At 72.1% G+C, this 25,615-nt stretch carries 26 protein-coding genes, 1 tRNA gene and 2 pseudogenes; 12 read left to right on the top strand and 17 right to left on the bottom strand.

Annotation, left to right across the window (positions count from 1 at the left end; translation table 11 throughout):
- Complete coding sequence (cydX, locus tag QM782_RS05795) at positions 1–108, top strand: cytochrome bd-I oxidase subunit CydX (protein WP_415201966.1); 108 nt, start codon at positions 1–3, stop codon at positions 106–108.
- Between the two features lie 298 nt (positions 109–406).
- Complete coding sequence (locus tag QM782_RS05800) at positions 407–655, top strand: cyd operon YbgE family protein (protein WP_415201967.1); 249 nt, start codon at positions 407–409, stop codon at positions 653–655.
- Positions 656–667: 12 nt separating this feature from the next.
- Here the strand turns inward: QM782_RS05800 and QM782_RS05805 are convergent, their stop codons facing one another.
- The 4 genes from QM782_RS05805 to QM782_RS05820 form a co-directional block, all read right to left on the bottom strand.
- Positions 668–1,837, bottom strand: a complete 1,170-nt coding sequence (locus QM782_RS05805) for a glycoside hydrolase 100 family protein (RefSeq protein WP_415201968.1) — start codon at positions 1,835–1,837, stop codon at positions 668–670.
- A gap of 96 nt (positions 1,838–1,933) precedes the next feature.
- A complete protein-coding gene (locus QM782_RS05810) occupies positions 1,934–2,914 on the bottom strand; it encodes a bifunctional helix-turn-helix transcriptional regulator/GNAT family N-acetyltransferase (RefSeq protein ID WP_415201969.1) in 981 nt (326 codons plus the stop codon).
- A gap of 127 nt (positions 2,915–3,041) precedes the next feature.
- Positions 3,042–4,025, bottom strand: coding sequence for a CDF family Co(II)/Ni(II) efflux transporter DmeF (dmeF, locus tag QM782_RS05815; RefSeq protein WP_415201970.1), 984 nt, complete (start codon positions 4,023–4,025; stop codon positions 3,042–3,044).
- Positions 4,026–4,070: 45 nt separating this feature from the next.
- On the bottom strand, positions 4,071–4,343 hold the full coding sequence (locus QM782_RS05820; protein WP_415201971.1) for a metal/formaldehyde-sensitive transcriptional repressor: 273 nt from the start codon (positions 4,341–4,343) through the stop codon (positions 4,071–4,073).
- A 124-nt stretch (positions 4,344–4,467) separates the two neighbouring features.
- On the opposite strand from QM782_RS05820, the gene QM782_RS05825 reads away from it, so the two are divergent.
- Positions 4,468–4,902, top strand: coding sequence for a nuclear transport factor 2 family protein (locus tag QM782_RS05825; protein ID WP_415201972.1), 435 nt, complete (start codon positions 4,468–4,470; stop codon positions 4,900–4,902).
- A 75-nt stretch (positions 4,903–4,977) separates the two neighbouring features.
- Here QM782_RS05825 and QM782_RS05830 read toward each other — a convergent pair whose 3' ends face one another.
- Both QM782_RS05830 and QM782_RS05835 read right to left on the bottom strand, forming a co-directional pair.
- A complete protein-coding gene (locus QM782_RS05830; RefSeq protein WP_415201973.1) occupies positions 4,978–6,291 on the bottom strand; it encodes a nitrate/sulfonate/bicarbonate ABC transporter ATP-binding protein in 1,314 nt (437 codons plus the stop codon).
- Between the two features lie 5 nt (positions 6,292–6,296).
- Positions 6,297–8,030: an ABC transporter permease gene (locus QM782_RS05835; protein WP_415201974.1), complete on the bottom strand. Its 1,734-nt coding sequence runs from the start codon at positions 8,028–8,030 to the stop codon at positions 6,297–6,299.
- Between the two features lie 98 nt (positions 8,031–8,128).
- Here QM782_RS05835 and QM782_RS05840 point away from each other — a divergent pair, with 98 nt between their 5' ends.
- Entirely contained in the window at positions 8,129–8,833 is a 705-nt protein-coding gene (locus QM782_RS05840; RefSeq protein WP_415201975.1) for a class I SAM-dependent methyltransferase, read from the top strand.
- A gap of 1 nt (position 8,834) precedes the next feature.
- On the opposite strand, the gene QM782_RS05845 is transcribed toward QM782_RS05840, so the two are convergent.
- Positions 8,835–9,824 (bottom strand): cupin domain-containing protein, encoded by a 990-nt coding sequence (locus QM782_RS05845; protein ID WP_415201976.1) that lies wholly within the window; start codon positions 9,822–9,824, stop codon positions 8,835–8,837.
- A gap of 175 nt (positions 9,825–9,999) precedes the next feature.
- Between QM782_RS05845 and QM782_RS05850 the strand changes: the two genes are divergently transcribed.
- The 5 genes and pseudogenes from QM782_RS05850 (at position 10,000) to QM782_RS05870 (ending at position 14,213) form a co-directional block, all read left to right on the top strand.
- Positions 10,000–11,142 (top strand): FAD-dependent monooxygenase, encoded by a 1,143-nt coding sequence (locus tag QM782_RS05850; RefSeq protein WP_415201977.1) that lies wholly within the window; start codon positions 10,000–10,002, stop codon positions 11,140–11,142.
- Between the two features lie 123 nt (positions 11,143–11,265).
- Positions 11,266–11,427: pseudogene (locus QM782_RS05855) on the top strand (OB-fold domain-containing protein); the annotation flags it as partial.
- 53 nt (positions 11,428–11,480) lie between these two features.
- The gene (locus QM782_RS05860) at positions 11,481–12,398 is read left to right on the top strand and encodes a LysR family transcriptional regulator (RefSeq protein WP_415201978.1); all 918 of its coding nucleotides are present in this window, start codon (positions 11,481–11,483) and stop codon (positions 12,396–12,398) included.
- Between the two features lie 113 nt (positions 12,399–12,511).
- Positions 12,512–13,228 (top strand): class II aldolase/adducin family protein, encoded by a 717-nt coding sequence (locus tag QM782_RS05865; protein ID WP_415201979.1) that lies wholly within the window; start codon positions 12,512–12,514, stop codon positions 13,226–13,228.
- Positions 13,229–13,241: 13 nt separating this feature from the next.
- Positions 13,242–14,213, top strand: coding sequence for a Bug family tripartite tricarboxylate transporter substrate binding protein (locus QM782_RS05870; protein WP_415201980.1), 972 nt, complete (start codon positions 13,242–13,244; stop codon positions 14,211–14,213).
- A gap of 478 nt (positions 14,214–14,691) precedes the next feature.
- Here the strand turns inward: QM782_RS05870 and ybeY are convergent, their stop codons facing one another.
- The gene (gene ybeY / locus QM782_RS05875; protein ID WP_415201981.1) at positions 14,692–15,141 is read right to left on the bottom strand and encodes an rRNA maturation RNase YbeY; all 450 of its coding nucleotides are present in this window, start codon (positions 15,139–15,141) and stop codon (positions 14,692–14,694) included.
- Complete coding sequence (locus QM782_RS05880) at positions 15,138–16,133, bottom strand: PhoH family protein (RefSeq protein ID WP_415201982.1); 996 nt, start codon at positions 16,131–16,133, stop codon at positions 15,138–15,140. The genes ybeY and QM782_RS05880 overlap by 4 nt, the downstream gene beginning before the upstream one ends.
- Positions 16,134–16,168: 35 nt before the next feature.
- On the opposite strand from QM782_RS05880, the gene ruvA reads away from it, so the two are divergent.
- Entirely contained in the window at positions 16,169–16,744 is a 576-nt protein-coding gene (ruvA, locus tag QM782_RS05885; protein WP_415201983.1) for a Holliday junction branch migration protein RuvA, read from the top strand.
- Positions 16,745–16,811: 67 nt separating this feature from the next.
- Positions 16,812–17,111 carry a hypothetical protein gene (locus QM782_RS05890; protein ID WP_415201984.1) on the top strand — a complete coding sequence of 100 codons (300 nt, stop codon included), beginning with the start codon at positions 16,812–16,814 and terminating at the stop codon, positions 17,109–17,111.
- A 585-nt stretch (positions 17,112–17,696) separates the two neighbouring features.
- Here QM782_RS05890 and QM782_RS05895 read toward each other — a convergent pair.
- Both QM782_RS05895 and QM782_RS05900 read right to left on the bottom strand, forming a co-directional pair.
- Positions 17,697–18,245, bottom strand: coding sequence for a hypothetical protein (locus tag QM782_RS05895; RefSeq protein ID WP_415201985.1), 549 nt, complete (start codon positions 18,243–18,245; stop codon positions 17,697–17,699).
- Positions 18,246–18,429: 184 nt separating this feature from the next.
- Complete coding sequence (locus QM782_RS05900; RefSeq protein WP_415201986.1) at positions 18,430–19,086, bottom strand: hypothetical protein; 657 nt, start codon at positions 19,084–19,086, stop codon at positions 18,430–18,432.
- A 227-nt stretch (positions 19,087–19,313) separates the two neighbouring features.
- Here QM782_RS05900 and QM782_RS05905 point away from each other — a divergent pair.
- A pseudogene (locus tag QM782_RS05905) lies at positions 19,314–19,462 on the top strand (IS5/IS1182 family transposase); the annotation flags it as partial.
- A gap of 501 nt (positions 19,463–19,963) precedes the next feature.
- On the opposite strand, the gene QM782_RS05910 reads toward QM782_RS05905, so the two are convergent.
- The 6 genes from QM782_RS05910 to QM782_RS05935 all read right to left on the bottom strand — a co-directional run bounded on the left by QM782_RS05910 (position 19,964) and on the right by QM782_RS05935 (position 25,561).
- Positions 19,964–20,039, bottom strand: a tRNA-Phe gene (locus QM782_RS05910).
- Between the two features lie 20 nt (positions 20,040–20,059).
- Positions 20,060–20,755: a response regulator gene (locus QM782_RS05915; RefSeq protein ID WP_415201987.1), complete on the bottom strand. Its 696-nt coding sequence runs from the start codon at positions 20,753–20,755 to the stop codon at positions 20,060–20,062.
- A gap of 40 nt (positions 20,756–20,795) precedes the next feature.
- On the bottom strand, positions 20,796–23,072 hold the full coding sequence (locus QM782_RS05920) for an ATP-binding protein (protein ID WP_415201988.1): 2,277 nt from the start codon (positions 23,070–23,072) through the stop codon (positions 20,796–20,798).
- On the bottom strand, positions 23,069–23,710 hold the full coding sequence (locus QM782_RS05925; RefSeq protein WP_415205601.1) for a DUF4390 domain-containing protein: 642 nt from the start codon (positions 23,708–23,710) through the stop codon (positions 23,069–23,071). Before QM782_RS05925 ends, QM782_RS05920 begins: the two co-directional genes overlap by 4 nt.
- Entirely contained in the window at positions 23,667–25,007 is a 1,341-nt protein-coding gene (gene rsmB / locus QM782_RS05930) for a 16S rRNA (cytosine(967)-C(5))-methyltransferase RsmB (protein ID WP_415201989.1), read from the bottom strand. The genes QM782_RS05925 and rsmB overlap by 44 nt, the downstream gene beginning before the upstream one ends.
- Positions 25,004–25,561, bottom strand: a complete 558-nt coding sequence (locus QM782_RS05935; RefSeq protein WP_415201990.1) for a LemA family protein — start codon at positions 25,559–25,561, stop codon at positions 25,004–25,006. The genes rsmB and QM782_RS05935 overlap by 4 nt, the downstream gene beginning before the upstream one ends.
- Positions 25,562–25,615: the final 54 nt, after the last annotated feature.

Genomic DNA, 25,615 nt, shown 5'->3' on the forward strand with positions numbered 1-25,615 from the left:
ATGTGGTATTTCGCCTGGATGCTCGGCATCGGCTTCGCCGTGCTGCTGGCCGTGATGAACGCGCTGTGGGGCGAGCACGAGCAGTCCCGCATCGACGGCGCGTCTTGAGATGAGACACCCCCAGTCTGCACGCTGCGCCCCCCTCCAGGAGACGGAGGGCCGCGGCCCCACGCCTGCCTGCGCGGACCCGGACGACCCGACGAGGCAGCTCCTCCGGAGCCGCTGCGGCCTGCAAGGCACGCCTGCGCTCCGGCCAAGCCGGCCCGCGGCATCCGCTGGCCGATCCTGCTCCGCGGCCGTTCGGACCGCGGCTGGCGGCCCGGTTCCATGCCCCGCGGCTGGCGCGCCGGCGCCGTGGAGCGCTGAGACGGCAGCCCCGGCCTCCGCGCCGCGCGCATCGGCGCGCGTGCACCTGCCCAGCCTGGCGCTGGCCGTGTCGATCATGCTGGCCGGCACGCTCTACCCGCCGCTGCTGGCCGACGCCCAGGGGCAGGCCGACCACCGGCTGGCCCTGGCGCTGTTCTGGGCCATGAGCGCCGGCTTCGTGCGCGGCGTCGGCTTCGTGCCGCGGCGCGCACCGTGGCGCTGGCTGTTCTCGGGCCCGGCCGCCGCGCTGGCGCTGGCCGTGGCACTGGCCCTCGGGCTGGCGCGCTGACGGGGCCGGCCGCTACCAGGGCGCCGCTTCGCCGCGAAGCGCCCGCAGCGCCAGCAGGAAGGCGGCGGCGTTCCAGCTCTGGCCGGCCATGCCCATCGGCGCCAGGGTCCGGCCCTGGAACCATTCGGTGAAGCGCCAGCCGTCCTGCGCGTTGGCCTCGGCGAGCCGCTGCATCGCCGCCCAGGCCTGCGCCTGCAGCCCCTGCCGCGCCAGCGCCAGCGCCCAGAAGCCGCCGACGAAGGGCCAGATGCCGCCGTTGTGGTACTGGTGCACCAGGTTCTGCCGGTGCCGGCCCATGTAGGGCCGCCACAGCGGGTGCTGCTGCGACAGCGGGTGCAGCACCACGCGCACGGGCCAGGGCAGGTCGGCCTGCGCGGCCGCGATGGTCCGCACGATGCGCCCGGCCACGGCGCCGTCGGCCAGGCCGCACAGCACCGCGAGCACGTTGCCGAACACGTCGCCCTCGTCGCCGACGGAGGCGAGGTTCACGAAGCTCAGGTACAGGCCCGGGTCGCGCCGGCCGCGCCGCGCGTAGTGGCGCAGCAGCCGCGCGCGGTGGTATTCGGGCAGGTCGCGCTGGAACGGGTTGAACAAGTGGTTGAAGTGGTGGCGCGTGGCGTCCGCGTCCGCCAGGCCGAAGCGGCGCTTGACCTCATGCCACAGCGCGTTCGTGTACAGCACGTAGCCCGAGCGCGGCATGATGTCGGCCCAGTCGCTGGCCTCGTTCTGCTGCAGCAGCCGCAGGTGCTGGTGCTCCTGCGCCAGCAGCCACTGGATCGCCAGCGGCACCTCGCGCTGCCAGCGCGCCGGGCCCGCCCGGCCATGCCGGCGCACATGGTCCACCGCGATCAGCCACCACAGCGTGGCGTCGATGCAGCCCAGGTACCAGAAGTCGGCGTCCAGGCCCTCGGGGTCCACGTACTTGGGGATCTGGCCGTTGGCCGCCTGCTGCGCGGCCAGCGCGTCCAGGCTGGCCACGGCGCCCCGCTCCAGCGCCGGCACGCCGCTGCCGCACATGGCCATCACGCAGATCGCGGCGTCGCGGCCGAAAATGCGGGTGTAGCGCCGCGCCACGGCGGCCGGCGTGCGCCGCGCGGCCAGGATGCCGTGCGGCGTGAGGTTCTCCTGCAGCAGCGCCAGCGAGGCGCGGGCGCAATCGTCGACCAGGGGGGAAGGCGTCATGGCGTGGTGGCGGATTCTCGCAGCCGATCGTTGCGCCGAGGCACTGGCCGGCATGCCCCACGCGATGCGCGTCTGCGCCCCGGTGCCACCACCGCCTCAGTGCTGGCGCGCGTCGGCACGACGACGATCGAAACGCTGCTCGACGACCCGGGTGCCCCACTGCGCACCCTCCGACTCCTGCGTCAACCGGAAACCGAAGGACTCGTACAGATGGCGTGCGGCGTCCAGGCCCTTGAATGTCCACAGATAGGTTTCTTCAAAACGCTCGTCCACGAACTGCATCGCACGGGCCATCAACTGCCGCCCCACGCCGGTTCCACGCAAGGCATCGTCGACGATGAACCATCGCAGATGCGCAACCCCTGTCGCCGGATCGCCATCCATGGCGAGGGAGGCCAGTGCGCGGCCACCTTCCCTATAGAGCCACAGGGACTTCCCGTCGGCCGGCAGGGCCTCGGCAAAGTCGGCCAGTTCCGTCGCCACCTTCTTCTCGAAGAACACACCGAATCCCCAGTGCCCCGAATAGAACCTGCCATGAAGACTGGCTATGTCGCCAATGCAACCGGGCTGGTAGCCCTCCTTGATCCCCGTCGCAGCCTCTTCGACCGGCGCGTGGGAGCCCGTGCCCTGGGCCAGTGCATTGGCGTACAGCCCCAGCGCACGCACCAGCATGGGCTGATCCGCAGGCACGATGCGGCGCAGCGCATCGGCAACCTGGGCCGTTGCGAAGCGGTCAATTTTTTCCCGCAACACCTGCCCGGCATCCGTCAGATAAAGCGCAGACGAACGCCCGTCGTCGCCTGTGGCCTGTCTCTTGAGAAAACCGCCGGCCTCCAGCCTGGCGAGTTGCCGGCTCGTATTCGATTTGTCCAGTCTCAGGACATGGCCCAGGTCCCTGGCATTGATCCCTGGCGCGGCGCCGATTTCAAGGATGGCATGCACCGCAGAAGGCGCAAGCTCCGTGTCCGCCAGGGTGGCCCGCATGAATCCCAGCGCTCTCACCAGTTTCCGGGAAAACTGCCGCAGTTCCAGGATGGTGGCATCCGGTGAATGAGGCGGTGTGTCGACGATGTCCATCAGCCATCCCTGTCAGTTGCGGTGCGCAACCAATATAGTTGCGCACCGCAACTTGGTCAATGGACATAGAAGCCGACACGCATGCCTCGGCTTGTCAACGCAACATATGGAGAAGTTGCCGAACGCATCAACGCAACGCAGGTACGTCGCGCTGCACCTCGATGGTGACGTGCGCCAGCGCGTGGATCGGGGCCAGCAGCGCCTTGTAGTGCGCCGGCTCCTGCGGCTCCGTGGCGATCAGCGCGACGATCGCCGCGAAATGGCCGGGACCGACCTGCCACACATGCAGGTCCGTGACCTCGCTTCCCGTCGGTGCGATCGCCTCGCGGATCTCCTGCCGCACCGCCTCCCCCTCGGCCGCGGCATCGAGCAGCACGCTGCCGGCGTCCCGGATCAGGCCCCATGACCAGCGCGCGATCACCAGCGCGCCGACCACGCCCATGGCGGGATCGGCCCAGGTCCAGCCACGGCTGCGCCCCAGCAGCAGGGCGACGATGGCCAGCACGGAGGTCATGGCATCGGCCACCACGTGCAGGTAGGCGGCGCGCAGGTTGTTGTCGCGGGACGGCCCCGGTGCATGGTGCGCATCGTGGTGGTGGTGCCCATGGGGATGGCGGTGGCCGTGGGCATGGTGGTGGTGGCCATGATGGAGGGGGTCGTCCCGGAGCAGCCAGGCGCAGACCAGGTTGACGGCCAACCCCACGGCGGCCACCTCGATCGCCTGCGTGAAATCGACGGGGACCGGCCGGGCCAGCCGCAGCAGGCTCTCCCAGCCGATCAGCAGCGCCACCAGGGCCAGCAGCACCGCGCTGGCGAAGCCCGCCAGGTCGCCGAGCTTGCCAGTGCCGAAGGTGAAGCGCGGATTGCCCGCATGCCGGCGCGCGAAGCGGTAGGCCAGCGCGGCGATCAGCATCGCGCCGGCATGGGTGGACATGTGCCAGCCGTCGGCCACCAGCGCCATCGAGCCATAGAGGGTGCCCGCCACGATCTCCACCAGCATCATGCCGGCCGTGAGGCCGATCACCAGCCAGACCTTGCGCTCGTTGCGCCGGTGGTCGCGGCCGAGGAAGCAATGGTCGTGGCGCGCCGCCGGGTGGGTGGTCGTGTTCATCTGCCGGTTCCTGTCGCTGCATGGGGCCGCCTGCGGGCGGCAGGCTCATTTCATGTAGGAGCGGATGACCTCGATCATTTCCTCGCCGCCCTGGCGCCGCTCCTGGTCGGTCGGGGCGTCCAGGACATGTTCACGCAGGTGGTCCTCCATCACCTCGGCGGTCAAGCCGCCGACCGCGCCGCGCACGGAGGCGATCTGGCGCAGCACTTCGACACAGGCGGCATCCGCCTCCAGGGCGCGCTCGATGCCCTCCAGCTGCCCCCTGATGCGGCGGACGCGGGCGATCAGCTTGTCTTTCTGGCGGGCGGTGTGGGACATGGCGGCGAACTTTCCAATATAGCCTGGGGGACTATATTACCCGGGCCGGCACGAAAATCCCATCCCGTGGCGCTCTACGATGGCATGGCGTACGCCGTGATGGACCGAACCCAGGGAGACACCGATGGAAGAAGAGCGCATCCACGAGTTCTTCGAGCGCTACCGAGACCGCTTCCGCCAGGGGCTGCACAACGCCGCGGACCTGGATGACGTCGCCTCGGCCTACGCCAGCGCCTTCGTCGCGGCCTCGCCGGCCGGGGTCATGGCCGGCCGGAACGACGAGCCACTGAAACAGGCCATGCGCGAGGGCTTCGAGCGCTACCGCCGGATCGGCACCAAGGACATGGACCTGCGCGGTGTCCGCATCCACCCCATCGACGAGCACCACTGCCTCGCGCACGTCGCCTGGACGGCGACCTACGACCGCGGCGCGGCACCGGACGTCGCCATCGACTTCGACGTCCACTACCTCGTGCAGCTGCACGATGGCGAGCCCCGCATATTCGGCTGGGTGTCGGGCGACGAGCAGGCCCTGCTGCGGCAGCACGGCATCCTGTGAGGCCGTGAGGTGGGCGGGCCGCCGCGAGGGCGCCGCCGCCGGCGGCCCGGGCCTCGGCATCGCGCCCGGACGCCGTCAGGCCGCCTCGCCGCCCTCGTCCTCGCCCGTCGGCAGCCGCAGCAGGCCGGCACGGGCGTCGTACTCGAACACCTCGCCGTGCCGCGCCCAGGACACGGCCGTGTGCAGCAGGTCCGTGGCCTCGGCCTCGCCCAGGTGCTCGCGCAGCAGGTCCAGGAAGGGCTTGTCCGGCAGCTGGCCGCTGGCCTCCTGCTCCAGGCTGTGGCGGATGTGCGCGACCAGCGGCACGTGGGCCAGCAGTTGCTGGCCGAACAGCTCGCGCCGCAGGCCGTGGCCGCCGTCCACGTAGCGCCGGCCCAGCGCGGACAGCTGCAGGTCGCCGCTGTCCAGTTGCACCAGGCCGAGCTGGGCCAGCGCGTGGGCCAGCGGCAGCAGGTCGGCGTCGGCGAGCTCCGACGCCTCGGCCAGCCGGGGCAGGTCGGCATGGCCGTCGAAGGGCTGGTCGGCCAGCAGCTCCAGCAGGCCGTCCATGCGGCCCACGTCGGCCCGCGGCAGCCGGGCCGCCAGCGCCGGGCGCGTCGCCCCGGCCCCGCGGGCCGCGCGGCCGGCGCCGGACGTCATCAGCGCATAGATCTCGTCGACCAGCGCCCGCGCGTCGGCGCCGTCGGGCTCGCGCGGGCGCGGCAGCTGGATCGCCAGCTGGCAGCGGATGCGGCCCGGATCGGCGGCCAGCACCAGCACGCGGTCGGCCATCACCACGGCCTCCTCGATGTTGTGCGAGACCACCAGCATGGCCTTGGTCGGCATGCTGCCGCCCTGCCACAGCTCCAGGATGTCCTCGCGCAGGCGCTCGCCGGTCAGCACGTCCAGCGCGGAGAAGGCCTCGTCCATCAGCAGCACGTCCGGCTCGGTCACCAGGGCGCGCGCGATGCCCACGCGCTGGCGCATGCCGCCCGACAGCTCGCGCGGCAACGCGCCTTCGTAGCCGGCCAGGCCGATCAGCGCGATCGCCGCCCCGGCCTTCGCCGCGCGCGCGGCGCGCGCCATGCCGCGCGCCTCCAGGCCCAACTCCACGTTCTGCTGCACCGTGAGCCAGGGGAACAGCGCGAACGACTGGAACACCATGCCGATGGCCCGCGCCGGCCCGAACAGCGGCTGGCCGCGGTAGCGCACCTCGCCCGCGTCGACCGGCAGCAGCCCGGCCAGGATGCGCAGCAGCGTGCTCTTGCCCGAGCCCGACGGCCCCAGCAGCGCCACGATCTCGCCTTCGCGCAGCGACAGGTCCACCCGGTCCAGCACCGGCCGCACGTGGCCGTCGGCCGAGCGGAAGGTCTTGCCGACGCCGGTCAGTTCGAGGATCGCCCGGGCCATGCGCGTCACCCCTGCATGCGTTCGGAGGCGAGCCGGTACAGCCGGCGCCAGACGAAGCGGTTCAGCCCCATGACGAACACGCACATCACGCCGATGCCCAGCGCGATGCGCGGAAAGTCGCCCGCGGCCGTCATCTCGGCGATGTAGCGGCCCAGGCCCCGGGCCGCCAGCGTGGTGTCGCCCCAGCTGACGTATTCGGACACGATGCTGGCGTTCCACGAGCCGCCGCTGGCGGTGATGGCGCCGGTCACGACGCTGGGGAACACGGCCGGCAGCAGGTAGCGCCGCCACTTCAGCCAGCCCGACAGGCCCAGGTTGGCGGCGGCGAAGCGCAGCTCGGCGGGAATGCTGCTGGCGCCGGCGATCACGTTGAACAGGATGTACCACTGGGTGCCGAACACCATCAGCGGCGACAGCCACAGGTCCGGGTCCAGCCGCCAGTGCACGATGGCCAGCACGAACACCGGGAACAGCAGGTTGGCCGGGAACGCCGCCAGGAACTGCGCCACCGCCTGCAGCCGGCCCGACCAGCGCGGGTCCATGCCGATCCACACGCCCACCGGCACCCAGACCACGGCCGCCAGCACGATCAGCACCAGCACCCGTGCCAGCGTCCAGCCGCCCAGCACGAACACGTGGCCCACTTCGCGCCAGCCGACCTCGGTGTGGATGAAGGCCAGCAGCCGCCAGGCGGCCAGCAGCACCACGGCGGCCAGCAGCGCGTCCCAGCCGCGGCGCAGCCAGGGCGCCGGCGGCCGCGGCCGCGCGCGCACCGAGGTGCCGTCGTAGCCGCGGCGGAACAGCGTGAAGCTGCGCTCGAACAGCGCCACCGCGCGGCCGGCCAGCGCGCGCACGCCCTGGGTGCGGCGCAGGAGATCCAGCAGCCAGGACTGCGGCGCCGCGTCGCTGCTGCCGTCCTCGAAGCGGAACTTGTCGGACCAGGCCACCAGCGGCCGGAACAGCAGCTGGTCGACGAGCAGGATGCCGGCCAGCATCGCGGCGATCGCCCAGCCGATCGCGTGCAGGTCGCGCGCCTCGATCGCCAGCGCGATGTACGAGCCCACGCCCGGCAGCTTGATGCTCTGCTGCGACACGGTGATGGCCTCGGAGGCGACCACGAAGAACCAGCCGCCGGACATCGACATCATCATGTTCCACAGCAGGCCCGGCATCGCGAACGGCAGCTCCAGCCGCCAGAAGCGCAGCCAGGCCGACAGCTGGAACACGCGCGCGGCCTCCTGCAGCTCGGCCGGCACGCCGCGCAGCGACTGGTACAGGCTGAACGCCATGTTCCAGGCCTGCGAGGTGAAGATCGCGAAGATCGCCGCGCATTCCACGCCGAACAGGTTGCCCGGGAACAGCGCGATGAAGCCGGTCACCGTGATCGACAGGAAGCCCAGGATCGGGATGGACTGCAGGATGTCCAGCATCGGCACCAGCACCTGCTCGGCCGCGCGCGACCGCGCCGCCAGCACGCCGAACGCGGCGCTGAACAGCAGCGCCGCGGCCATCGCCAGGAACATGCGCAGCATGGTGCGCAGCAGGTAGTAGGGCAGCTGCCACGGGTCCAGCGACAGCGGCAGCGCGTCGCCGAGCTGGTAGGGCCGCGCCATCTGCGCGGCGCCGAAGCTCAGCAGCACCAGGACGGCCAGCACCAGCGGCAGCAGGGCCCAGTCCCAGCGGTTCGTCCCGGCCTCGGCCAGCGGGCGGGCAAAGAATTCGCGGTGCTTGTGGCGCATGGGGGGCTCGCGGGCGCCGGCAGTGTAGCCGGCGCGGAGCGGCTTGCGGGGGCGGCCGCGCGCTATGCTGTCCGGCCCGCCACCACCCGTCGAACACCGTGCCGCAGCTCCCCGCCCTCGTCACCAACGAACTGGACGTCCTGGCATCGCTGGTGCCCCTGGCCCAGGCCCGCATCGTCGAAGCCGGCTGCGGCGCCGCCCAGCTCGCGCGCGCGCTGCTGGCGCGCTACCCCGAGGCCCGGGTCACCGGCCTGGAGGTGGACGAACGCCAGCTCGCCAAGAACCTCGCCGCGCCCGCCACGCCGGGGCTGCAGTTCCTGCACGGCGGCGCGCAGGCCATGCCGCTGCCCGATGCCGCGTTCGACGGCGCGCTGATGCTCAAGTCGCTGCACCACGTGCCGGTGCCGCTGATGGACCAGGCGCTGGCCGAGATGGCGCGCGTGCTGCGGCCCGGCGGCTGGCTCTACGTGTCCGAGCCGGTCTACGCCGGCCCCTACAACGAACTGGTGCGCCTGTACAACGAAGAGGGCGAGGTGCGCGCCCAGGCCCAGCGCGCGCTGGACCGCGCCGTCGCCACCGGCCGCTGGCGCCAGGCGGCCGAGCACCGCTTCGACATGCCGGTGGGCTTCGCCAGCTTCGCCGAGTTCGAGCAGCGGCAGATGCGGGCGACCTATGCCGACCACCGCATCGACGACGCGCTGCTCGCGCGCGTGCGCGCGCACTACGCGCGCCATGCCGACGCCACGGGCGCCGTCGCCTTCGAGCGGCCGGTGCACGTGCGGCTGCTGCGCCTGGACCGTTGAATCACGCCCCGTCGCCGCCGTCCTCGCGTCGCTCGAGCGCCAGCATCTGCGCGCGCCGCGCGCCCTCGCGCCGCAGCCAGGCGCGCGGGGTCGCGCCCGACCAGCGCCGGAAGGCGCGCGCGAACACGCGGGCCGACTCGTAGCCCGCCTGCTCGGCGATGCGCTCGGGCGGCAGCACGCCGGCCTCCAGCTGCTCGGCCGCCAGCGCCATGCGGTGCTGGGTGAGGTAGCCGATCGGCGTGGCGCCCACCAGCGCGCGGAAGCGCTCGGCGAAGCGCGAGCGCGACATCGCCGCCTCGCCGGCCAGCAGCTCCACCGTCCAGTCGCGCTGGGGCTGGCGGTGCAGCGCCATGATCGCGCGCGCGATGCCGGGGTCGGACAGCCCGCGCAGCCAGCCCTGGCCCAGCGCCGACTGGCGGCCCAGGCGCTCGCGCAGGACGTCGACCAGCAGCAGCTCGCCCATGCGCGCCGCCGACAGCCGCCAGCCGGGGCGCCGGTCCAGCGTCTCCACGATCAGCGACTGCATGGTGGCGGCCAGGCAGCCGGCCAGCGGCAGCTGCGCCGCGCGCAGGTGGACCAGCGGCGGCAGCAGGTGGAACACCGAGTGCCGGCAGTAGGCCGAGAACCACAGCAGCGCGGAGAAGATCTCGGTCGCCGCGCCGCCGCCGCCGTGGCTGAAGACCAGCGGGTTCTCGTCGCGCGGGCCGTCGGCATGCCGCGCGATCAGCTCGGCGAACGGCGTGGCCGGCACGTCCGGCGCCGAGGCGATGGTGTGGGCCGCGCCCAGCGGCAGCATCACCAGGTCGCCGGCCTGCACCTGCACCGGCGCCTGGCCGGGCAGCCCGATCCAGTAGGGCGCGCCGCGCGACAGCCGGATCATGGTGCCGGGCAGGCCGTCCGAGCGCAGCGCCCAGGGCGCGGTGAGCGCGAAGCGCGCCGTCACCGCCCGCTCCGAGCGGCAGACCGCCAGCACCTCGCTCAGCACGTCCATGGCGCGGCCCGCGGGACGATGGGTGCTTTTTTCTGGACGCCGGGCGGTGGAGCGCCGCCGCCCGCCTGCGAACAATTGCGCTGCGTCAAGCTCTGTTCCTGGAAAACACCTCGAACGCCGCAGCATACCGCCGGCCCCCACCCCCATCCGCAACACTCTCTTGGAGGAAGACACCATGAACCAACCCCTGAACATCGCCATCGCCGGCGGCGGCGTGGGCGGCCTGGCCGCCGCCATCGCGCTGCGCGCACAAGGCCACGACGTCACCGTGTTCGAGCAGGCCAGGGGCTTCTCGCGCGTGGGCGCCGACATCAACCTCACGCCCAACGTGGTGCGCGCCATCGACGGCCTGGGCGCCGGCCCCGCCATCCGCGCGCGCGGCGCGCAGCCCAGCTTCCGCATCAGCCGCGACTGGGACACCGGCCAGGAGACCTCGCGCCTGGGCATGGGCAACGTGGCCGAGCAGCAGTACGGCGCGCCGCAGGTCACCATCCACCGCGCCGACATCATCGACGCGCTGGCCGAGCGGTTCCCGATCGAGAACATCCGGTTCGGCAAACGCATCCAGACGCTGACGCAAGGCGACGACGGCGTGACGCTGCAGTTCGACGACGGCACCCGCGCCCGCTTCGACGTGGTGGCCGGCGCCGACGGCATCCACTCGCGCGTGCGCACCGCGCTGTTCGGCGAGGAACACCCGCGCTTCACCGGCGTGGTGTCGTTCCGCTCCGTGGTGCCGACCGAGCGCGTGCAGCACGTGCCCGAGATCGAGGCCTTCACCAAGTGGTGGGGCCCGACGCCGCAGAGCCAGATCGTGACCTTCCCGCTCAACCAGGGCAGGGAAACCTTCATCTTCGCCACCACCGGCCAGGACAGCTGGACCGAGGAATCGTGGACCAGCGAGGGCGACGTCGAGGAGCTGCGCAGCTTCTACAAGGACTTCCACCCCGACGCGCGCGCCCTGCTCGACGCCTGCGACAGCACGCTCAAGAGCGCGCTGTACGAGCGCGACCCGCTGCCGCGCTGGTCGGTCGGCACCGTGACGCTGCTGGGCGACGCCTGCCACCCCATGCTGCCCTTCATGGCGCAGGGCGCGGGCATGGCGATCGAGGACGCGGTGGTGCTGGGCCGCGCGCTGGCCGGGGTCGGCACCCGGGCCGACGCCGAAAAGGCACTGCGCGCCTACGAAAACACCCGCAAGGAACGCACCGCCAAGATCCAGATCGGATCCCGCGGCAACCAGTGGATGAAGACCCAGGGCAACGCCGACTGGGTCTACGGCTACGACGCCTGGTCGGTGCCGCTGCAGGCGGCCTGATCCATCGGCCGGCGGCGTGCCGCACCCGCTGCAGCACGTGCGCCAGGCCGGACTCGTCGACCGCGGCGATGCGCTCCAGCGCCGCGTCGGCCGCCGGCGGCAGCACGGATACGATCACCGCCCATGATCGGACGACTGCAGGGCCTGCTGGCCGTGAAGAACCCGCCGCAGGTGCTGCTGGACTGCCACGGCGTGGGCTGCGCGGTGGACGTGCCGACGAGCACCTTCTGCAACCTGCCGGCGCTGGGCGCGCGCGTCATGCGGCTCACGCATTTCGTCGTGCGCATCGAGCGGGCGCCCGAGAGCCTGGCCCAGTAGGCATGGACGGGGGGCGCGCGATGAACCTGCGCCAGCTGCGCTACTTCGCCAAGGTGGTGGAGACCGGCAACATGACGCGCGCCGCGGCCGAGCTGCTGGTGGCGCAGCCGGCGCTGGGCATGCAGGTGCGCCAGCTGGAGGAAGACCTGGGCGTGGCCCTGCTGCGCCGCCACTCGCGCGGCGTGGAGGCCACGCCGGCCGGCGCACTGCTGTACCAGCGGGCCTGCGCCATCCTCGGCCTGGTGGAGCAGACGCGGCGCGAGATCGCGTCCATGGCGCCCGACGCGGTGCAGGCGGTGCGCCTGGGCATGACGCCCAGCCTGATGCTGGCGATCGGCGCGGCGCTGGCGGTGCGCGTGCGCGAGGCGCTGCCGCACGTGCGGCTGAGCCTGGCCGAGGAGATGAGCCATGTGCTGGTCGACCAGTTGGTGCGCGAGGAGCTGGACCTGGCGCTGGCCTACGGCGTGCCCGAGCACCCGGCGGTGGCGCGCGTGGCGCTGCACCACGAGGACCTGGTGCTGGTCACGCTGCCCGGCGGCGCACCGCGCCGGCCGGTGGCGCTGGCCGAGGCGCTGGAGGAACGGCTGGCCATCCCCGAGCGGCGCGACGTGGTGCGCGAGACGGTGACCGAGGCCGCGCATGCGGCCGGGCTGGAGGTGCGCCTGGCCTACGAGGTGCGCTCCATCGCCGCGATCAAGGGCCTGGTACTGCGCGGCGAGGCGGCCAGCATCCTGCCCTACGCCTCGGTCATCTCGGAAGTGCAGGCCGGCCTGCTCGACGCGCGCGCGGTGGTCGCGCCGGCGCTGCGCCGCACGCTGTACCTGGCCTGGCCGCAGCGCCGCGGCCCGCTGCCGCACGAGGCGGCGCTGGTGGCCGAGATCCGCGCGGCGCTGGAGGATCTCACCGCGCGGCTCGGGGCGCTGGCGCACCCGGCCTGAGGCGCGCGGGCCGCCCAAAGAAAATCTTCGGCCAGCGCGAGCCAAACGGTATTGGACGCGGCGGCGGCCGCCCGCTCCAATGCGGGGCTTCACCACGCACGAGACACGCCACCATGGGGCTGAACGTTCCCGAAGACCTCGCGCGCGAGCTGGCGCTGGCCAACCGCATCCTCTACGACCACCAGATCGTCGACGGCCTGGGCCACGCCAGCGTGCGCCATCCGGACGACCCGCAGCTGTTCCTGCTGTCGGCCAACCGCGCACCGGCGCTGGTGCGGCCGCAGGACATCGTCTGCTACCGGCTGGACGGCAGCGCGCTCGACCCCGAAGCGCCACGCCCCTACCTGGAGCGCTTCATCCACTCGGAGATCTACCGCGCGCGGCCCGACGTGCAGGCCGTGGTGCACTCGCACTCGATGAGCGTGATCCCGTTCGCCTGCGCAGGCCAAGCGCTGCGCCCGCTGTTCCACATGGCAGGCTTCCTCGGCGAAGGTTCGGCGCACTTCGAGATCCGCGACGCCGGCGGCGACACCGACATGCTGGTCAGCAGCCCCTACCTGGGCCAGGCGCTGGCGCGCTCGCTGGGCCAGCACAGCTGCGTGCTGATGCGCGGCCACGGCTCCACCGTGGTGGGCACCGGCCTGCGCCAGGCGATCTACCGCGCCATCTACGCCGAGGCCAACGCCAAGCTGCAGCTGTCCACCCAGGCGCTGGGCGAGCCGCAGTACCTCAGCACGCGCGAGGCGCAGCTGTCCTCCGACATGAACGACGGCCAGATCCCGCGCTCGTGGGACCTGTGGGTACAGCGCCTCGGCGCACTGGATTTCTGACATGGAGGCACGCATGCAACGACGCCCTCTTCTCGCCACCCTGTGCCTGACCGCCGCGGCCCTGGCCGGCGGCCCGGCCGCGGCGCAGAGCTACCCGAACCGCGCGGTGCGCCTGATCGTGCCCTACGGCACCGGCGGCGGCTCGGACATCCTGGCGCGCCAGATCGGCGCCGAGCTGCAGCAGGCCTGGGGCCAGGCCGTCGCGGTGGAGAACAAGGCCGGCGCCTCCGGCAACATCGGCAGCATGGAAGTGGTGCGCGCGCCGGCCGACGGCTACACGCTGCTGCTGCAGAACAGCACCATGCTGACCAACCTGGGCGTGCAGGGCAAGCTGCCCTACGACCACGAGAAGGACCTCACGCCCATCCTGCTGCTGGGCGTGACGCCGATCGCGCTGGCCGCCCATCCCTCGGCCGACGTGAGCGACCTGAAGTCGCTGGTGGCCGCCGCCCGGGCCAAGCCCGGCGGCCTGGCCTACGGCTCCTGCGGCATCGGCACGCCGCAGCACTTCGCGATGGAACTGGTCAAGCAGAAGGCCGGCTTCGAGGCGGCACATGCCGGCTACAAGGGCTGTGTGCCGGCCGTGACCGACGTGGTCGGCGGGCAGATCCCGCTGGCCATGGTCAGCGCCAACCTGCTCGCGCCCTACGCGAAAGCCGGTCGGCTGAAGGTGGTGGGCGTGACCACGCCGCGCCGCTACGCGCTGCTGCCCGACACGCCCACCTTCGAGGAACAGGGCTTGAAGCCGCTGGACTTCTCCACCTGGTTCGCGCTGATGGGGCCGGCCAAGATGCCGCCCGACGTGGTGGCCAGGATCGCGGCCGACGTCAGTCGCATCCTGGACAAGCCGGCGGTGCAGGCCAACCTGTCCAGCGCCGGCGTGGAGCCGCTGCGCGGCGATGCCGCCGCGCTGGCGCGCCTGATCCGCGAAGACGCGGCGCGCTACGTGGCGCTGGCGCGCGCGGCCGGCATCAAGGCCGAGTGACCGGGTCCACGGCGACGGCGCCCGGTCGGTGCCGCTGCAGGCGGCCTGCGCGGCCGGCGCAGGGCGGCCCTCTCCCGCGCGGTCGGAAGCCCTGCCATCCGGCCGGTCATCCCGGGCCGTGATGCCGCCCCGGGGCCGTCGGGCCAGGACTTGGACGGCGTGGCGCCGCCGTTCGGCTTCAGCGCGATTCGACGGGCCGAAGCGGCCCCTGAAGCGCACGGCGGCCGGCACGGTGCGGCCGGACGACGCCACCGCTGCGCATCCCGTCGCCGCAGGCAGGCTTTCCCGAACTGCCCGCGACCGAGATGCGGCTGGACAAGGCCGGCTGGGAACTGCCGCGCGCGGCCCCATGCCTCTACGCCTCTACGAATACCTGCGCGAGCAGCTGCCGCCCTGGCGCGCGCGGGAAAGGGACGCCGCGGGAAAACCGCCGGACCGGGAGCCCCGGAACGCCGGCATGGCCTTGCGGGCCGGGCGTTCAGCCGTAGGGCGCAGCGAACCCCAGCCGCAGCAGGATCTCGGTTTCGCGCGCCTCCATGGCCTCGGCGTCCGCCTCGCCGGTCTCGTGGTCCCAGCCCTGGGCGTGCAGCGCGCCGTGCACCAGCAGGTGCGCATAGTGCGCCTGCAGCGGCTTGCCGGCCTCGCGCGCCTCGCGTTCGACCACCGGCGCGCACAGCACCAGGTCGGCCGCCACCACGGGCTCGCTGGCGTAGTCGAAGGTCAGCACGTTGGTCGCGTAGTCGCGGCCGCGGTAGTCGCGGTTCAGCGCCTGGCCCTCCTCGGCGCCGACGATGCGCACGGCGATCTCGGCGTCGCGCTCCAGCGCATGGCGGATCCAGCGCGCGACCTTGTGGCGCGGCAGCGCGGCGCGGTGCGCGGCCGCGCCGTCGAACGCCGCGAACTGCAGCGATAGCTGCAGCGCGTTCATCGCCCGCCCCGGCGCGCGCGCACCGCCTGCTCGGCCGCGTCGCGCCCGTCGCCAGCCTCGGGCGCGCGCCCGCGCGCGTCGTAGGCATCGACGATGCGCGCCACCAGCGGGTGGCGCACCACGTCGGCGCTGGTCAGCCGGCTGATCGCGATGCCCTGCACGCGGCGCAGCACGCGCTCGGCATCGACCAGGCCCGACAGCTGTTGCTTGGGCAGGTCGATCTGGCTCACGTCGCCGGTGACCACGGCCTTGGCGCCGAAGCCGATGCGGGTGAGGAACATCTTCATCTGCTCGGGCGTGGTGTTCTGCGCCTCGTCCAGGATCACGAAGGCGTTGTTCAGCGTGCGCCCGCGCATGAAGGCCAAGGGCGCGATCTCCAGCGCGTTGCGCTCGAAGCTCTTGGCCACGCGCTCCGGGCCCATCAGGTCGTACAGCGCGTCGTACAGCGGGCGCAGGTAGGGGTCGATCTTCTGCGTCAGGTCGCCGGGCAGGAAGCCCAGCCGCTCGCCGGCCTCCACGGCCGGGCGCGTCAGCACGATGCGCTGCACGGCCGAGCGCTCCAGCGCGTCGACCGCGCAGGCCACCGCCAGGTAGGTCTTGCCGGTGCCGGCCGGGCCGATGCCGAAGGTGATGTCGTGGCGCGCGATGTTGTCCAGGTAGGTCGCCTGGTTCGGCGTGCGCGCCTTCAGGTCGCCGCGGCGCGTCAGCAGCGGCGGGCCGTCGTCGGCCCCGCCCATCGCGGCGTCGCCGGCCAGCATCAGCTGCACGGTGCCGGTCGCGATCGGGCGGCCGGCGATCTCGTACATGGCCTGCAGCACCTCCAGCGCGCGCTGCGCCTTCGCCTTGGGGCCTTCGATGCGGAACTGCTCCTGCCGGTGCGCGACCCGGACCTGCAGCGCGGCCTCGATCTGGCGCAGGTGCGCGTCCATGGGGCCGCACAGGTGGGCCAGGCGGGTGTTGTTGGGGGGCGAGAAGTCGTGGCGGACGATCATGGGCCGCGATTGTCGCGCCGCTACCATCGCGGCCCATGATCGGACGACTGCAGGGCCTGCTGGCCGAGAAGAACCCGCCCCAGGTGCTGGTGGACTGCCAGGGCGTGGGCTACGAGGTGGACGTGCCGATGAGCACCTTCTACAACCTGCCGGCGCTGGGCGAGCGCGTGACGCTGCTGACGCATTTCGTCGTGCGCGAGGACGCCCAGCTGCTCTACGGCTTCGGCACCGCGGCCGAGCGCAACGCCTTCCGCCAGCTGATCCGCATCAGCGGCGTGGGGCCGCGCACGGCGCTGGCGGTGCTGTCGGGCCTGGGCGTGGCCGACCTGGCGCAGGCCGTCACGCTGCAGGAGAGCGGCCGGCTGGTCAAGGTGCCCGGCATCGGCAAGAAGACGGCCGAGCGGCTGCTGCTGGAGCTCAAGGGCAAGCTCGGCGCCGACATCGGCCCGCAGGCCGCCGTGGCCGACGAGCACCAGGCCGACATCCTGCAGGCGCTGCTGGCGCTCGGCTACAGCGACAAGGAGGCCGCCGCCGCGCTGAAGGCGCTGCCCAAGGACGTGGGCGTCAGCGAGGGCATCAAGCTGGCGCTGAAGGCCTTGTCGAAGGGATGAGGCCTGCGCCATGGGCGCGCGATCGGTTACGGTGACAGGCCTGTCCCAGGCCCGACGGGAGGTCCCCATGCTCTGGCGTTTCTCCGCCAACAACACCCACCTGTACCCAGGCGCCCTGCTGCGCAGCCTCGATGCCCCCGGCAAGGGCGCACTGTCGGCCGGCGATGCGCTGCTGGTGGAGTTCAGCGACGGCGTCGCCGCCAGCGGCCAGTTGCTGCACGCCGGGCCGAATGCGGCCGTGCTGCAGATGCCGGCCTACCGCACCCGGCGCCAAACGACGGTCGCGGCGCGAAGCTGGCGCCTCGTTCCCGGCGGCACGCCGGGCCTGGTGCGCGTGCAGACGCCACTGCCCACCGCATCGGCGTAAGCCCTGGGCGGCCGCCCCATCGACAACACGCCAGTCGGCCAGCGAAAGCGGCTTTCGCCAGGACTCGGTTGCCGGGCAGCGCTTCAAGCCCCCGGGCCCTTGGTGGTCCTTCACCGCGGCCATTCGAGGACGGCACGTGCCAGCGCGCCGGCGCCGATGACGATCGGCACCAGCGGCCACACCAGCCCCTACGGACATCCAGGGCGAAGAGGAACAGCCGCGCCAGAGCCGACAGCACGAGGCCGCCGATCAGCGCGCCGATGGCGCAGCCGGTTCCGCCGCGGTGGCGCCACGGTCAGCACCAGCTTGCGGGCATCGGCATCCTGGCGCCTCCGCAGGTGGTTGACGATCGGTGTGACCACCGTTTCCCAGTCGGCGATGCATGGACCCCGCGCTCGCAGAGCATCGCGTTCGGGCCTGGGCCGGTACGGAATCTCGAGCTTCTGCGTGGGAACGCCGGCATGGCGCAGGAAGCCTTCGAAGGCATTCCTGTGCTTCGTCCAGATCGGTCCCAGCCGCTGCTGGCGCCGCGGCCACCCGCCCAAGGCCACCGCGGCAACAGCGGCCGGCGCTGCAGCCGCAAGCTCAGTACCGGTTCTTGCCCAGGAACTTCCGCTCCGTCACCCGCCAGGTGCCCTGCTGCTGCTCCAGCAGGTACTGGTACCTGTTGCTGGGGAAGTTGTTGGGGTCGTTGCCCGCATGCTCGGACGAGACGATGACGAACCGCCGGTCGCCGGCCCTCTCCAGCTTCCGGATGAACCGCGGGTCGACCACCTGGCCCAGCACCTGGCCGAAGGCGGCATTGCTGCGCACCAGGAACGGCCGCGACGCCGAATACCGCCCCACCTCGCTGACGAAGTACGAGGACGTGCCCGAGCCGCGGTTGCAGCCCATGTCGCCCCCCCACAGGATGAAATAGGTGGACCAGCCGCCTGCCGCATCCCGCTCGACCGTGTGGATGTTCGCGTAGTTCTCCGCGGCACCCGGGTGCGCCTCGAACGTCGTATCGCAAGCCACCGTCTGGGAATGCTTGACCAGCACCTCCAGTGCCTGGAGCTTCTCCTGGGCCTCGGTGTCGGCCTGGGCCAGGGTGGACGCACCGAGCAGCAGCGCGGCGAGCAGGGTTGTTTTCACGTGGGGACCTCCTTCGGTTGGACCGGGCGGCCGGACGCCGCCTCGGCCTTGCAGCCACCCGGGAAGTGTCGCCCGGCCGGCCGGCCGACACTTGGCCAGGAACCGTCGACGGACCACATGCGACACAGCCCCCTGGGCTATTTTTCATCCGGCCCCATGGTCCACGCCATCCGCCGGAAAGACGCTAGATCACCCCGTCCTTCTGCATCGACTGGACGATGACCTGCACGAAGGAATTGACCAGTTCCGGCATGGAGTTGTAGCCGGCGGACGTGGTGGTCGCGGCGGACCAGATCACGGTGGCGTCCTTGGTTTCCAGCAAACGGGTGTCGACATGCACGTTCTGCGTGGTCGTCACCGACGGCGGGATCGAGGGGGCCCACATGGTGTTCCAGTAGCCGGCCCAGCCACCCCAGCCTGGGCCCCAGCCCATGCCTGCGCCCCAGCCCGGCCCCCACGCCGGCCCCATGACCATGCCCGGATCGACGTTGACCTGCGAGCTGACGTTGGTCACGCGCGACACCAGCGCATACGACACGCCGGCCTGGGTGACCACGGCACGCAGCTGCTCCTGGGTGACCTCGCCGTCGCGGGCCAGGAACTTGTAGGACTGCACGGCCTTGACGCCCTGGCCGGACAGCTGCTGGACCATGCGGTCCTCGATCAGCCGGCGGTTGGTGGCGTCTTTCGTGGCGGCCATGACCATCACGTTGTCCACCGGCTTCTTGCCGGCAAACTGCGGGTTGACCCACTGCGCGTCCAGCGACGTGGGGGAACTCGCGCACCCCGCCAGCACGACGGCAACCATTGCAAACAGGGCCACACTCAAGCGCTTCAGCATGTTGAATACTCCAGGTTGGTGGTTCGTTCATTCGGGCATGGAAAGGATGGAGCCCCCTCGGTGAGATCGCGCCGCACCCCATCGCCCAGCCCTGCCGGGCCCCGGACTTTATCCGTATCGCCACCACCAAGCCCTTTCCCAAGGCGGCCAATCCGTCGCTGGGCCGCTCTACACCGCACCCTCCCACTTCATGCCGTGGCGGGTGCGATATGGCCAGCCGCAGGCCCGCCGACTCGGGCCTCGTGCACACGGTGCTCGCCACGGCGGCCGACATCCACGACGTGCCGCACGCCGGTGCGCTGCTGCACGGCCAGGAGCGCATGGCTTTCGGCGATGCCGGGCACCGGCGTGGACAAACGCGAAGAAGCGCACGGCCGGCGGGCATGTGGCGATGCCGCCGGGCAGGCACCGGCAGTGGGACTCCAAGCGCAGCCGCTACAAGGAGCCGGCCAAGAACAAGGCACTGTCGTTCAGCCTGTCCGGGCAGGCCAATCGCGTCATCGCCAAGCGATCACTGCTGGCCGCCCCCATGCCCGAGGTGCGGCTTGAATGCGCACAGTGGCCTCGAGGCAAGTGCAAAGGGGCCTGCATGACGGCAGTGCAGGACAGGACGCATAAACCCGGCCCACCACGCCTTCGCATCGCGCTCGTATGAAGCCGTCATGCACCGCTCATGAGCAGCGAATCCTTGGTCGTCCCATGACACCCGTACCCCAGAAAAGTTGATTGCGATGAAATCATCGCTGGGCCCGGATCGGGGTACGGGCGAATCCGGAATGTCACGGAACCGTCTGGGACGTTCTGAGCGCGATTTCGGAGCTAAGTCCTTGTCGCACAAACAAAAACGCCTAGTCGGGAGGGACTAGGCGTAGATGATTGGTGGCCTGGGGCGGAATCGAACCACCGACACGCGGATTTTCAATCCGCTGCTCTACCAACTGAGCTACCGGGCCGTGAAGCCTGCCATTATATATCAAGCCGAAGAGCGTTTTCCGCGGGCGAGATCGACGCCGAGTTGCTTGAGCTTGCGGTAGAGGTGGGTGCGCTCCAGGCCGGTCTTCTCGGCCACGCGCGTCATCGAGCCACCCTCCTGGGCGAGATGGAATTCGAAGTAGGCCTTCTCGAAGCCGTCGCGCGCCTCGCGCAGCGGCTTGTCGAGCTCGAAGGTCTGGCGCGCCTGGGGGCCGCTGTCCACCACCGGCGGCGCCACGGCCGCGGGGCCGGCGCCGGCCGGCGCTTCGGCCGCGTCGGTCCGGCCGTCGAAGGCCATGCCGGGGACGCCGGGCAGCCCCGGCTTGCGCACGCCGCTGCGGGCCAGCGCCTGCTCCACGGCCTTCAGCAGCTTCTGCAGCGTGATCGGCTTTTCGAGGAAGGAATGCGCGCCGATCTTGGTGGCCTCGACGGCAGTGTCGATCGTGGCGTGGCCGCTCATCATGATGACCGGCATGCCCAGCATGCCGGTCGTGGCCCATTCCTTGAGCAGCGACACGCCGTCGGTGTCGGGCATCCAGATGTCGAGCAGCACGAGATCGGGCTGCGCGCGCGCGCGGGCGGCCCGGGCCTGCGCGGCGTTCTCGGCCAACTCGACGTTGTGGCCTTCGTCGTTGAGGATCTCGGACAGCAGGTCGCGAATCCCGAGTTCGTCGTCGACCACGAGTATGTTTGCCATGTTGGATGAGAAAGCGCAGTTGCCGGTCCGGCAGGGGCCGCTAGGCCGCACCGTCGATCGGGAATGATAGCGACACTTGCGCGCCGACCGTGGCGCCGTCCTGCAGGCGGTTCGACAGGTCGATGCGCGCGCCGTGGTCGTCCGCGATCTTCTTGACGACCGCCAGGCCCAGGCCCGTGCCGCGCGGCTTGGTCGTGACATAGGGCTCGAACGCGCGCTTGAGGATGGGCTCGGAAAAGCCGGTGCCCTGGTCGCGCACGGTCAGCCGCACGCAGCGCGCGCTGTCCAGCCATTGCGTGCGCAGCAGCACGTGGCCGGCCTCGCCGCCCGCGCGGCCACTGGCCTCGGTCGCGTCCTGGGCGTTCTGCAGCAGGTTGTGGATGACCTGGCGCAGCTGCTCGGCGTCGCCGCGGATCGGCGGGCAGCGCGGGTCCAACTCCAGCTGCACCGGCACCGTGGCGGCTTCCTGCGGGTACAGCTGCATCACGTTCTGCACCAGCACGTTGAGGTCCAGCGGCTTGAGTTCGGCCGCCGGCAGCCGGGCGTAGTCGCGGAACTCGTTGACCAGCCGCTTCATGGCCTCGACCTGCTCGACGATGGTACGCACGGACTTCGCCAGCAGGGCCTGCTCGGGCGTGTTGCCAAGCTTGGGCGCCAGCTTCATCTCCAGCCGCTCGGCCGACAGCTGGATCGGCGTCAGCGGGTTCTTGATCTCGTGCGCCAGCCGGCGCGCGACCTCGCCCCAGGCCTGCGTGCGCTGGGCCGACACGATCTCGGAGATGTCGTCGAACACCAGCAGGCGCGTCTGGTCCGGCAGCAGCGCGCCGCGCGCCAGCAGCATCAGCGCGTCCTGCGAGAACGGCGACTGCGCGGGGCGCAGCTCGAACGACTGCTGCCAGTGGTCCACGCCGAAGTGGTCGCGGCCGTCGCCGAGCCGGTCGAACTGGGCCTGCACGCTCTGCGCGAAGGCCTCCAGGCCGCTGCATTCGGCCATCGGGCGCCCCTCGAACGCGGCCAGGGGCGCGCGCAGGATGCGCGTGGCGCCCGGGTTGGACGACAGCACCCGCCCCTGGCGGTCCAGCACGACCACGCCGGAAGTCAGGTTGTCCAGGATGGTCTGCAGGTAGGCGCGCGCGTCGTCGAGCTGCTGCAGGCTGCGGTTGGCGGCCAGCCGCGCGTCGGCCAGCTGCTGGGTCATGTCGGCGAACGAGCGCGTCAGGCCGGCCAGCTCGTCGCGGCTTTGCAGCTGCGGCTTGGGCGTGAGGTCGCCGGCGGCCACCTGGCGCACGCCGTGCGCCAGCAACAGCAGCGGGCGGGCCAGCTGGTTGCCCAGCAGCACCGCCAGCAGCACGGCGCCGAACACCGCGAGGAACAGGCTCAGCGTCAGCGTGCCGATGTACATGCGCTGCAGGCCGGCGCGGGCCAGCGCGCGCTCCTGGTACTCGCGGTTAGCCTGCTGCACCGCCAGCGCGTTGTCGACCAGGATCTGCGGCAGGCGCTGGCTGGCCTGCAGGAAGCGCGGCTCGGCCAGCAGGCCGACACTGTTGCTGGGCACCATGGCCAGCGCCTTCACGTGCGGCTGCGGCGGCGCCATGCCGGCGACCGGCTCGTCCAGGCCTTCGACCATGGCGACGAAGCGCTGGCTGCGCGCGTTGCGCAGTTGCTGGGCGGTGGCGCGCTCGGGCGCCTCGAGCACGCTGGACAGGCCGGCGCTGGCGATCAGCTGGCCGGACGCATTCCACAGCACCACCTCGCCGGCGGCCAGCTGGTCGCGGATGCGCTCCAGCGCCAGGCCGGCCGCCGCGTCGGGCACGTCGGCCAGCTGGGCACCGGCCTGGCGCGTCTTGTTGCCCAGGTCGTTGGCCAGCACCTCCAGCGTGGTGCGGCCCAGGTTCACGCCGGCGTCGAGCGCGCCTTCGACCTTGACGTCGAACCAGCTCTCGATCGAGCGCGAGACGAACTGGTAGGACACGATGTAGATGACCAGCCCCGGCGCCAACCCGACCAGCGCGAAGATCGCGGCCAGCTTGACCAGCAGCCGGCTGCCGAAGCGCCCGCGGCGCACGCGCACCGCCAGCCGCACGGCGGCCCACAGGATCACCGCCAGCAGCACGGCGGCCACGACCACGTTGAGCACCAGCAGGCGCGCGTAGTTGCGCTCGTACAGTTCGCGGTTGCCGGTGGCCTGGGTCAGCAGGAACAGCAGCACCAGGCCCAGGCCCAGCACCACGGCCGTGCCGATGCCCAGGCCCCAGCGCAGCGCGCGCGCGCGGCGCCGCGCCTGCTGGGCGAGGTCGGCGGGTGCAGGCACGCTCATCGTGCGCCGACGGGTGGAATCCGCACGCTGGCGCCGACCGACAGCTCCCACTCGGATTCGCCGACCGCGCCGATCTGGAACGGACGCGGCAGCTGCGAAACGTCCAGCCCGAAGCGAAAGCGCAGCAGGTGCTCGCGGTCGGTCGGGATGCTGGCGGCATCGGCGATGTGCCAGCGCGCGATGCGCTGCACGCTGGCCAGCGCCTCGGGCAGCGCGTCGAAGGTCTGCGCCAGCGTCACGCCCTGGCCGCTGCTGTCGATCGGGCGCGGGCCGACGTTCAGGCGCCAGCGCCGCGTCAGCGGCTGGTAGGCCAGCCGCATGTGGCGCGAGACGCCGACGATGCGCTCGTCGGTCCAGTACCAGCGCTCGCGCAGGATCTCGGCCTCGGCGACGAAATACATCGGAATGCCCTTGAGCATCGCGTCCTCGACCGGATGCGGCAGCTCGAACTGCACCTGGGCCGTCAGCTCCAGCGCGCCGTCCACGCGCTGCAGCTGCAGCTCTGTGATCACGGCCTTGCCCGGCGCCGGCGCCTGGGCGTCGACCGCGCCGCCCAGCGCCAGCAGCTGCAGCGCGAGCAGCGCCCGGCAGACGCTAAGCCGGGCCCTTCTCCAGCAAGCTGTAAAAGAAACCGTCATTGTCACGCCGACGATTGTCCGGGACGGCCGCGTCCACCGCGGCGCTGCGGGGGATTAAATGGCCGGGCGCGGGCCGCATTCGCGCGTCGGTGTGGCGTGCACGAAACGTTTCGATGCGCTCGCGCCCTTCGGCCAGGAACACCGAACAGGTGCAGAACAGCAGCCGGCCACCGAGCGCCAGCAGCGGCCACAGGGTCTGCAGCAGCCGGTCCTGCGTGGCCGCCAGCCGGGCGATGTCGGCCTCGCGCCGCAGCCAGCGCACGTCGGGATGGCGACGCACGATGCCCGAGGCGCTGCAGGGCGCGTCCAGCAGGATGGCGTCGAACGGCTGGCCGTCCCACCAGGCGTACGGGTCGCCGGCATCGGCGGCCCGCACCCGCGCCGCCAGGCCCAGCCGTGCCAGGTTCTCGTGGATGCGGGCGCAGCGCGCCAGGTCCACGTCCAGCGCCAGCAGGTCGGCGTCGGTGCGTTCCAGCAGGTGCGCGGTCTTGCCGCCGGGCGCCGCGCAGGCGTCCAGCAATCGCAGCGGCCGGCCGGCCGGGCGCGCCAGCCCGTCCAGCAGCAGTGGGGCGGCCAGCTGCGCGGCGGCGTCCTGCACCGAGAACGCGCCCTCGGCATAGCCGGGCAGCTCGGGCACCGGGCGCGGGCGCGGCAGCAGCAGGCCGTCCTCACCGATCGGCTCGGCCGCGATGCCGGCCGCGGCCAGCCGGGCCTGCAGCGCGGCCACGCTGCTGCGGCGCCGGTTCACGCGCAGCGTCAGCGGGGCCGGGTGGTCGGCGGCCTGTAGCACGGCCTGCCAGTCGGCGGGCCAGTCGCGCTGCAGGCGCTCGATCCACCAGCGCGGGTGGTTCCAGCGCGCCACCGGGTCGCGCGCGCTGGCCGCCAGCAGCGCCTCGCGCTCGCGCAGGAAGCGGCGCAGGCAGGCGTTCACGAAGCCGGCCTGCGCGCGCGCCGGGCCGCGGCGGGCGGCCTCCACGGTCTGGTCGACCAGCGTGAAGGGCGTGTACGGCGCGCCGGCCTCGTCCCAGCCCAGCGCGAGCGCCAGGCACAGCAGCGCGTCGGCCGGCGGCGGTGGCGCGCGCCGGGCCAGCAGCGCGCGCAGCGCCTCGGCGCGGCCGAGCTGGCGCAGCCCATGGAACAGCAGGGCCTGCGCCGCCGGCCGCAGCCCCGGCGGCACCGCTGCCAGCGCGGCGGTGGCGGACTGGCCGCCGCGCACGGCCTGCAGCGCGCCCGCCGCGGCCTGCAGTTGCCGCCACAGCGGCGGTGACGGCGGTGAAGAAGGCGTGGGCACGTTCATCCCGGCACGCGTGCCCGCTTGAAGCCGAACAGCCAGGCCAGCAGCACGGCCGGGAACTGGCGCACGGCCCGGTTGTGCAGCTCCACCACGGCGGCGTAGGCCCGCTCCGCGGCCTGCACTTGCGCCGTGACGGATTCCCACTCGGCCCGCAGCGCCACCACCGGCAGGCCGCTGCGCGCCTGGAGCAGCGTGTCGTCGTCCAGGTATTGCCAGGCCATCAGCAACACGGCCCGCGCGGCCGTCAGCCCGGCCATGGCCGGGCCGTCGCTGGGCTTGCTGCGCACGGCCGCCAGCGAGGCGCCGAACTGCGCGCCGGCGGCCTGCAGGTTGCGCCAGGGATCACCGGCGCGCGGCGGCCCGTCGCCGGCCGCGGGGGGCACGTGCTCGGCGATCCAGGCCTGGTAGCGCTCGAACTGGCCGACCAGGCTCGCGAACACCGACAGCAGCTTGGCGCGCAGCCGCACCAGCCGGTTGTAGGCGCCGACGCCCCAAAACAGCAGCACCGCGGCCACGCCGCCCCAGAGCACCGGCCCGCTGAAAACCCAACCCGTCACGCACACCTCTCCATCGCTCGCCCCAAGAAAAAGCCCCGGAGCCCTGCGACAGGA

It is taken from the genome of Pseudorhodoferax sp., from assembly GCF_047601025.1.
Classification (GTDB): Bacteria; Pseudomonadota; Gammaproteobacteria; order Burkholderiales; family Burkholderiaceae_C; genus Pseudorhodoferax.

Bases quoted from the DNA above. Each gene is read 5' to 3' on its own strand.
- QM782_RS05850 (WP_415201977.1), top strand. From the start codon at position 10,000: ATGAACCAACCCCTGAACATCGCCATCGCCGGCGGCGGCGTGGGCGGC.
- rsmB (WP_415201989.1), bottom strand. From the start codon at position 25,007: ATGAACGTGCCCACGCCTTCTTCACCGCCGTCACCGCCGCTGTGGCGG.
- QM782_RS05870 (WP_415201980.1), top strand. From the start codon at position 13,242: ATGCAACGACGCCCTCTTCTCGCCACCCTGTGCCTGACCGCCGCGGCC.
- QM782_RS05880 (WP_415201982.1), bottom strand. From the start codon at position 16,133: ATGATCGTCCGCCACGACTTCTCGCCCCCCAACAACACCCGCCTGGCC.
- QM782_RS05925 (WP_415205601.1), bottom strand. From the start codon at position 23,710: ATGACGGTTTCTTTTACAGCTTGCTGGAGAAGGGCCCGGCTTAGCGTC.
- QM782_RS05920 (WP_415201988.1), bottom strand. From the start codon at position 23,072: ATGAGCGTGCCTGCACCCGCCGACCTCGCCCAGCAGGCGCGGCGCCGC.
- dmeF (WP_415201970.1), bottom strand. From the start codon at position 4,025: ATGAACACGACCACCCACCCGGCGGCGCGCCACGACCATTGCTTCCTC.
- QM782_RS05835 (WP_415201974.1), bottom strand. From the start codon at position 8,030: ATGCGCCACAAGCACCGCGAATTCTTTGCCCGCCCGCTGGCCGAGGCC.
- QM782_RS05820 (WP_415201971.1), bottom strand. From the start codon at position 4,343: ATGTCCCACACCGCCCGCCAGAAAGACAAGCTGATCGCCCGCGTCCGC.
- QM782_RS05830 (WP_415201973.1), bottom strand. From the start codon at position 6,291: ATGGCCCGGGCGATCCTCGAACTGACCGGCGTCGGCAAGACCTTCCGC.
- QM782_RS05845 (WP_415201976.1), bottom strand. From the start codon at position 9,824: ATGGACGTGCTGAGCGAGGTGCTGGCGGTCTGCCGCTCGGAGCGGGCG.
- ruvA (WP_415201983.1), top strand. From the start codon at position 16,169: ATGATCGGACGACTGCAGGGCCTGCTGGCCGAGAAGAACCCGCCCCAG.
- QM782_RS05915 (WP_415201987.1), bottom strand. From the start codon at position 20,755: ATGGCAAACATACTCGTGGTCGACGACGAACTCGGGATTCGCGACCTG.
- QM782_RS05865 (WP_415201979.1), top strand. From the start codon at position 12,512: ATGGGGCTGAACGTTCCCGAAGACCTCGCGCGCGAGCTGGCGCTGGCC.
- QM782_RS05890 (WP_415201984.1), top strand. From the start codon at position 16,812: ATGCTCTGGCGTTTCTCCGCCAACAACACCCACCTGTACCCAGGCGCC.
- QM782_RS05810 (WP_415201969.1), bottom strand. From the start codon at position 2,914: ATGGACATCGTCGACACACCGCCTCATTCACCGGATGCCACCATCCTG.
- QM782_RS05900 (WP_415201986.1), bottom strand. From the start codon at position 19,086: ATGCTGAAGCGCTTGAGTGTGGCCCTGTTTGCAATGGTTGCCGTCGTG.
- cydX (WP_415201966.1), top strand. From the start codon at position 1: ATGTGGTATTTCGCCTGGATGCTCGGCATCGGCTTCGCCGTGCTGCTG.
- QM782_RS05825 (WP_415201972.1), top strand. From the start codon at position 4,468: ATGGAAGAAGAGCGCATCCACGAGTTCTTCGAGCGCTACCGAGACCGC.
- ybeY (WP_415201981.1), bottom strand. From the start codon at position 15,141: ATGAACGCGCTGCAGCTATCGCTGCAGTTCGCGGCGTTCGACGGCGCG.
- QM782_RS05860 (WP_415201978.1), top strand. From the start codon at position 11,481: ATGAACCTGCGCCAGCTGCGCTACTTCGCCAAGGTGGTGGAGACCGGC.
- QM782_RS05805 (WP_415201968.1), bottom strand. From the start codon at position 1,837: ATGACGCCTTCCCCCCTGGTCGACGATTGCGCCCGCGCCTCGCTGGCG.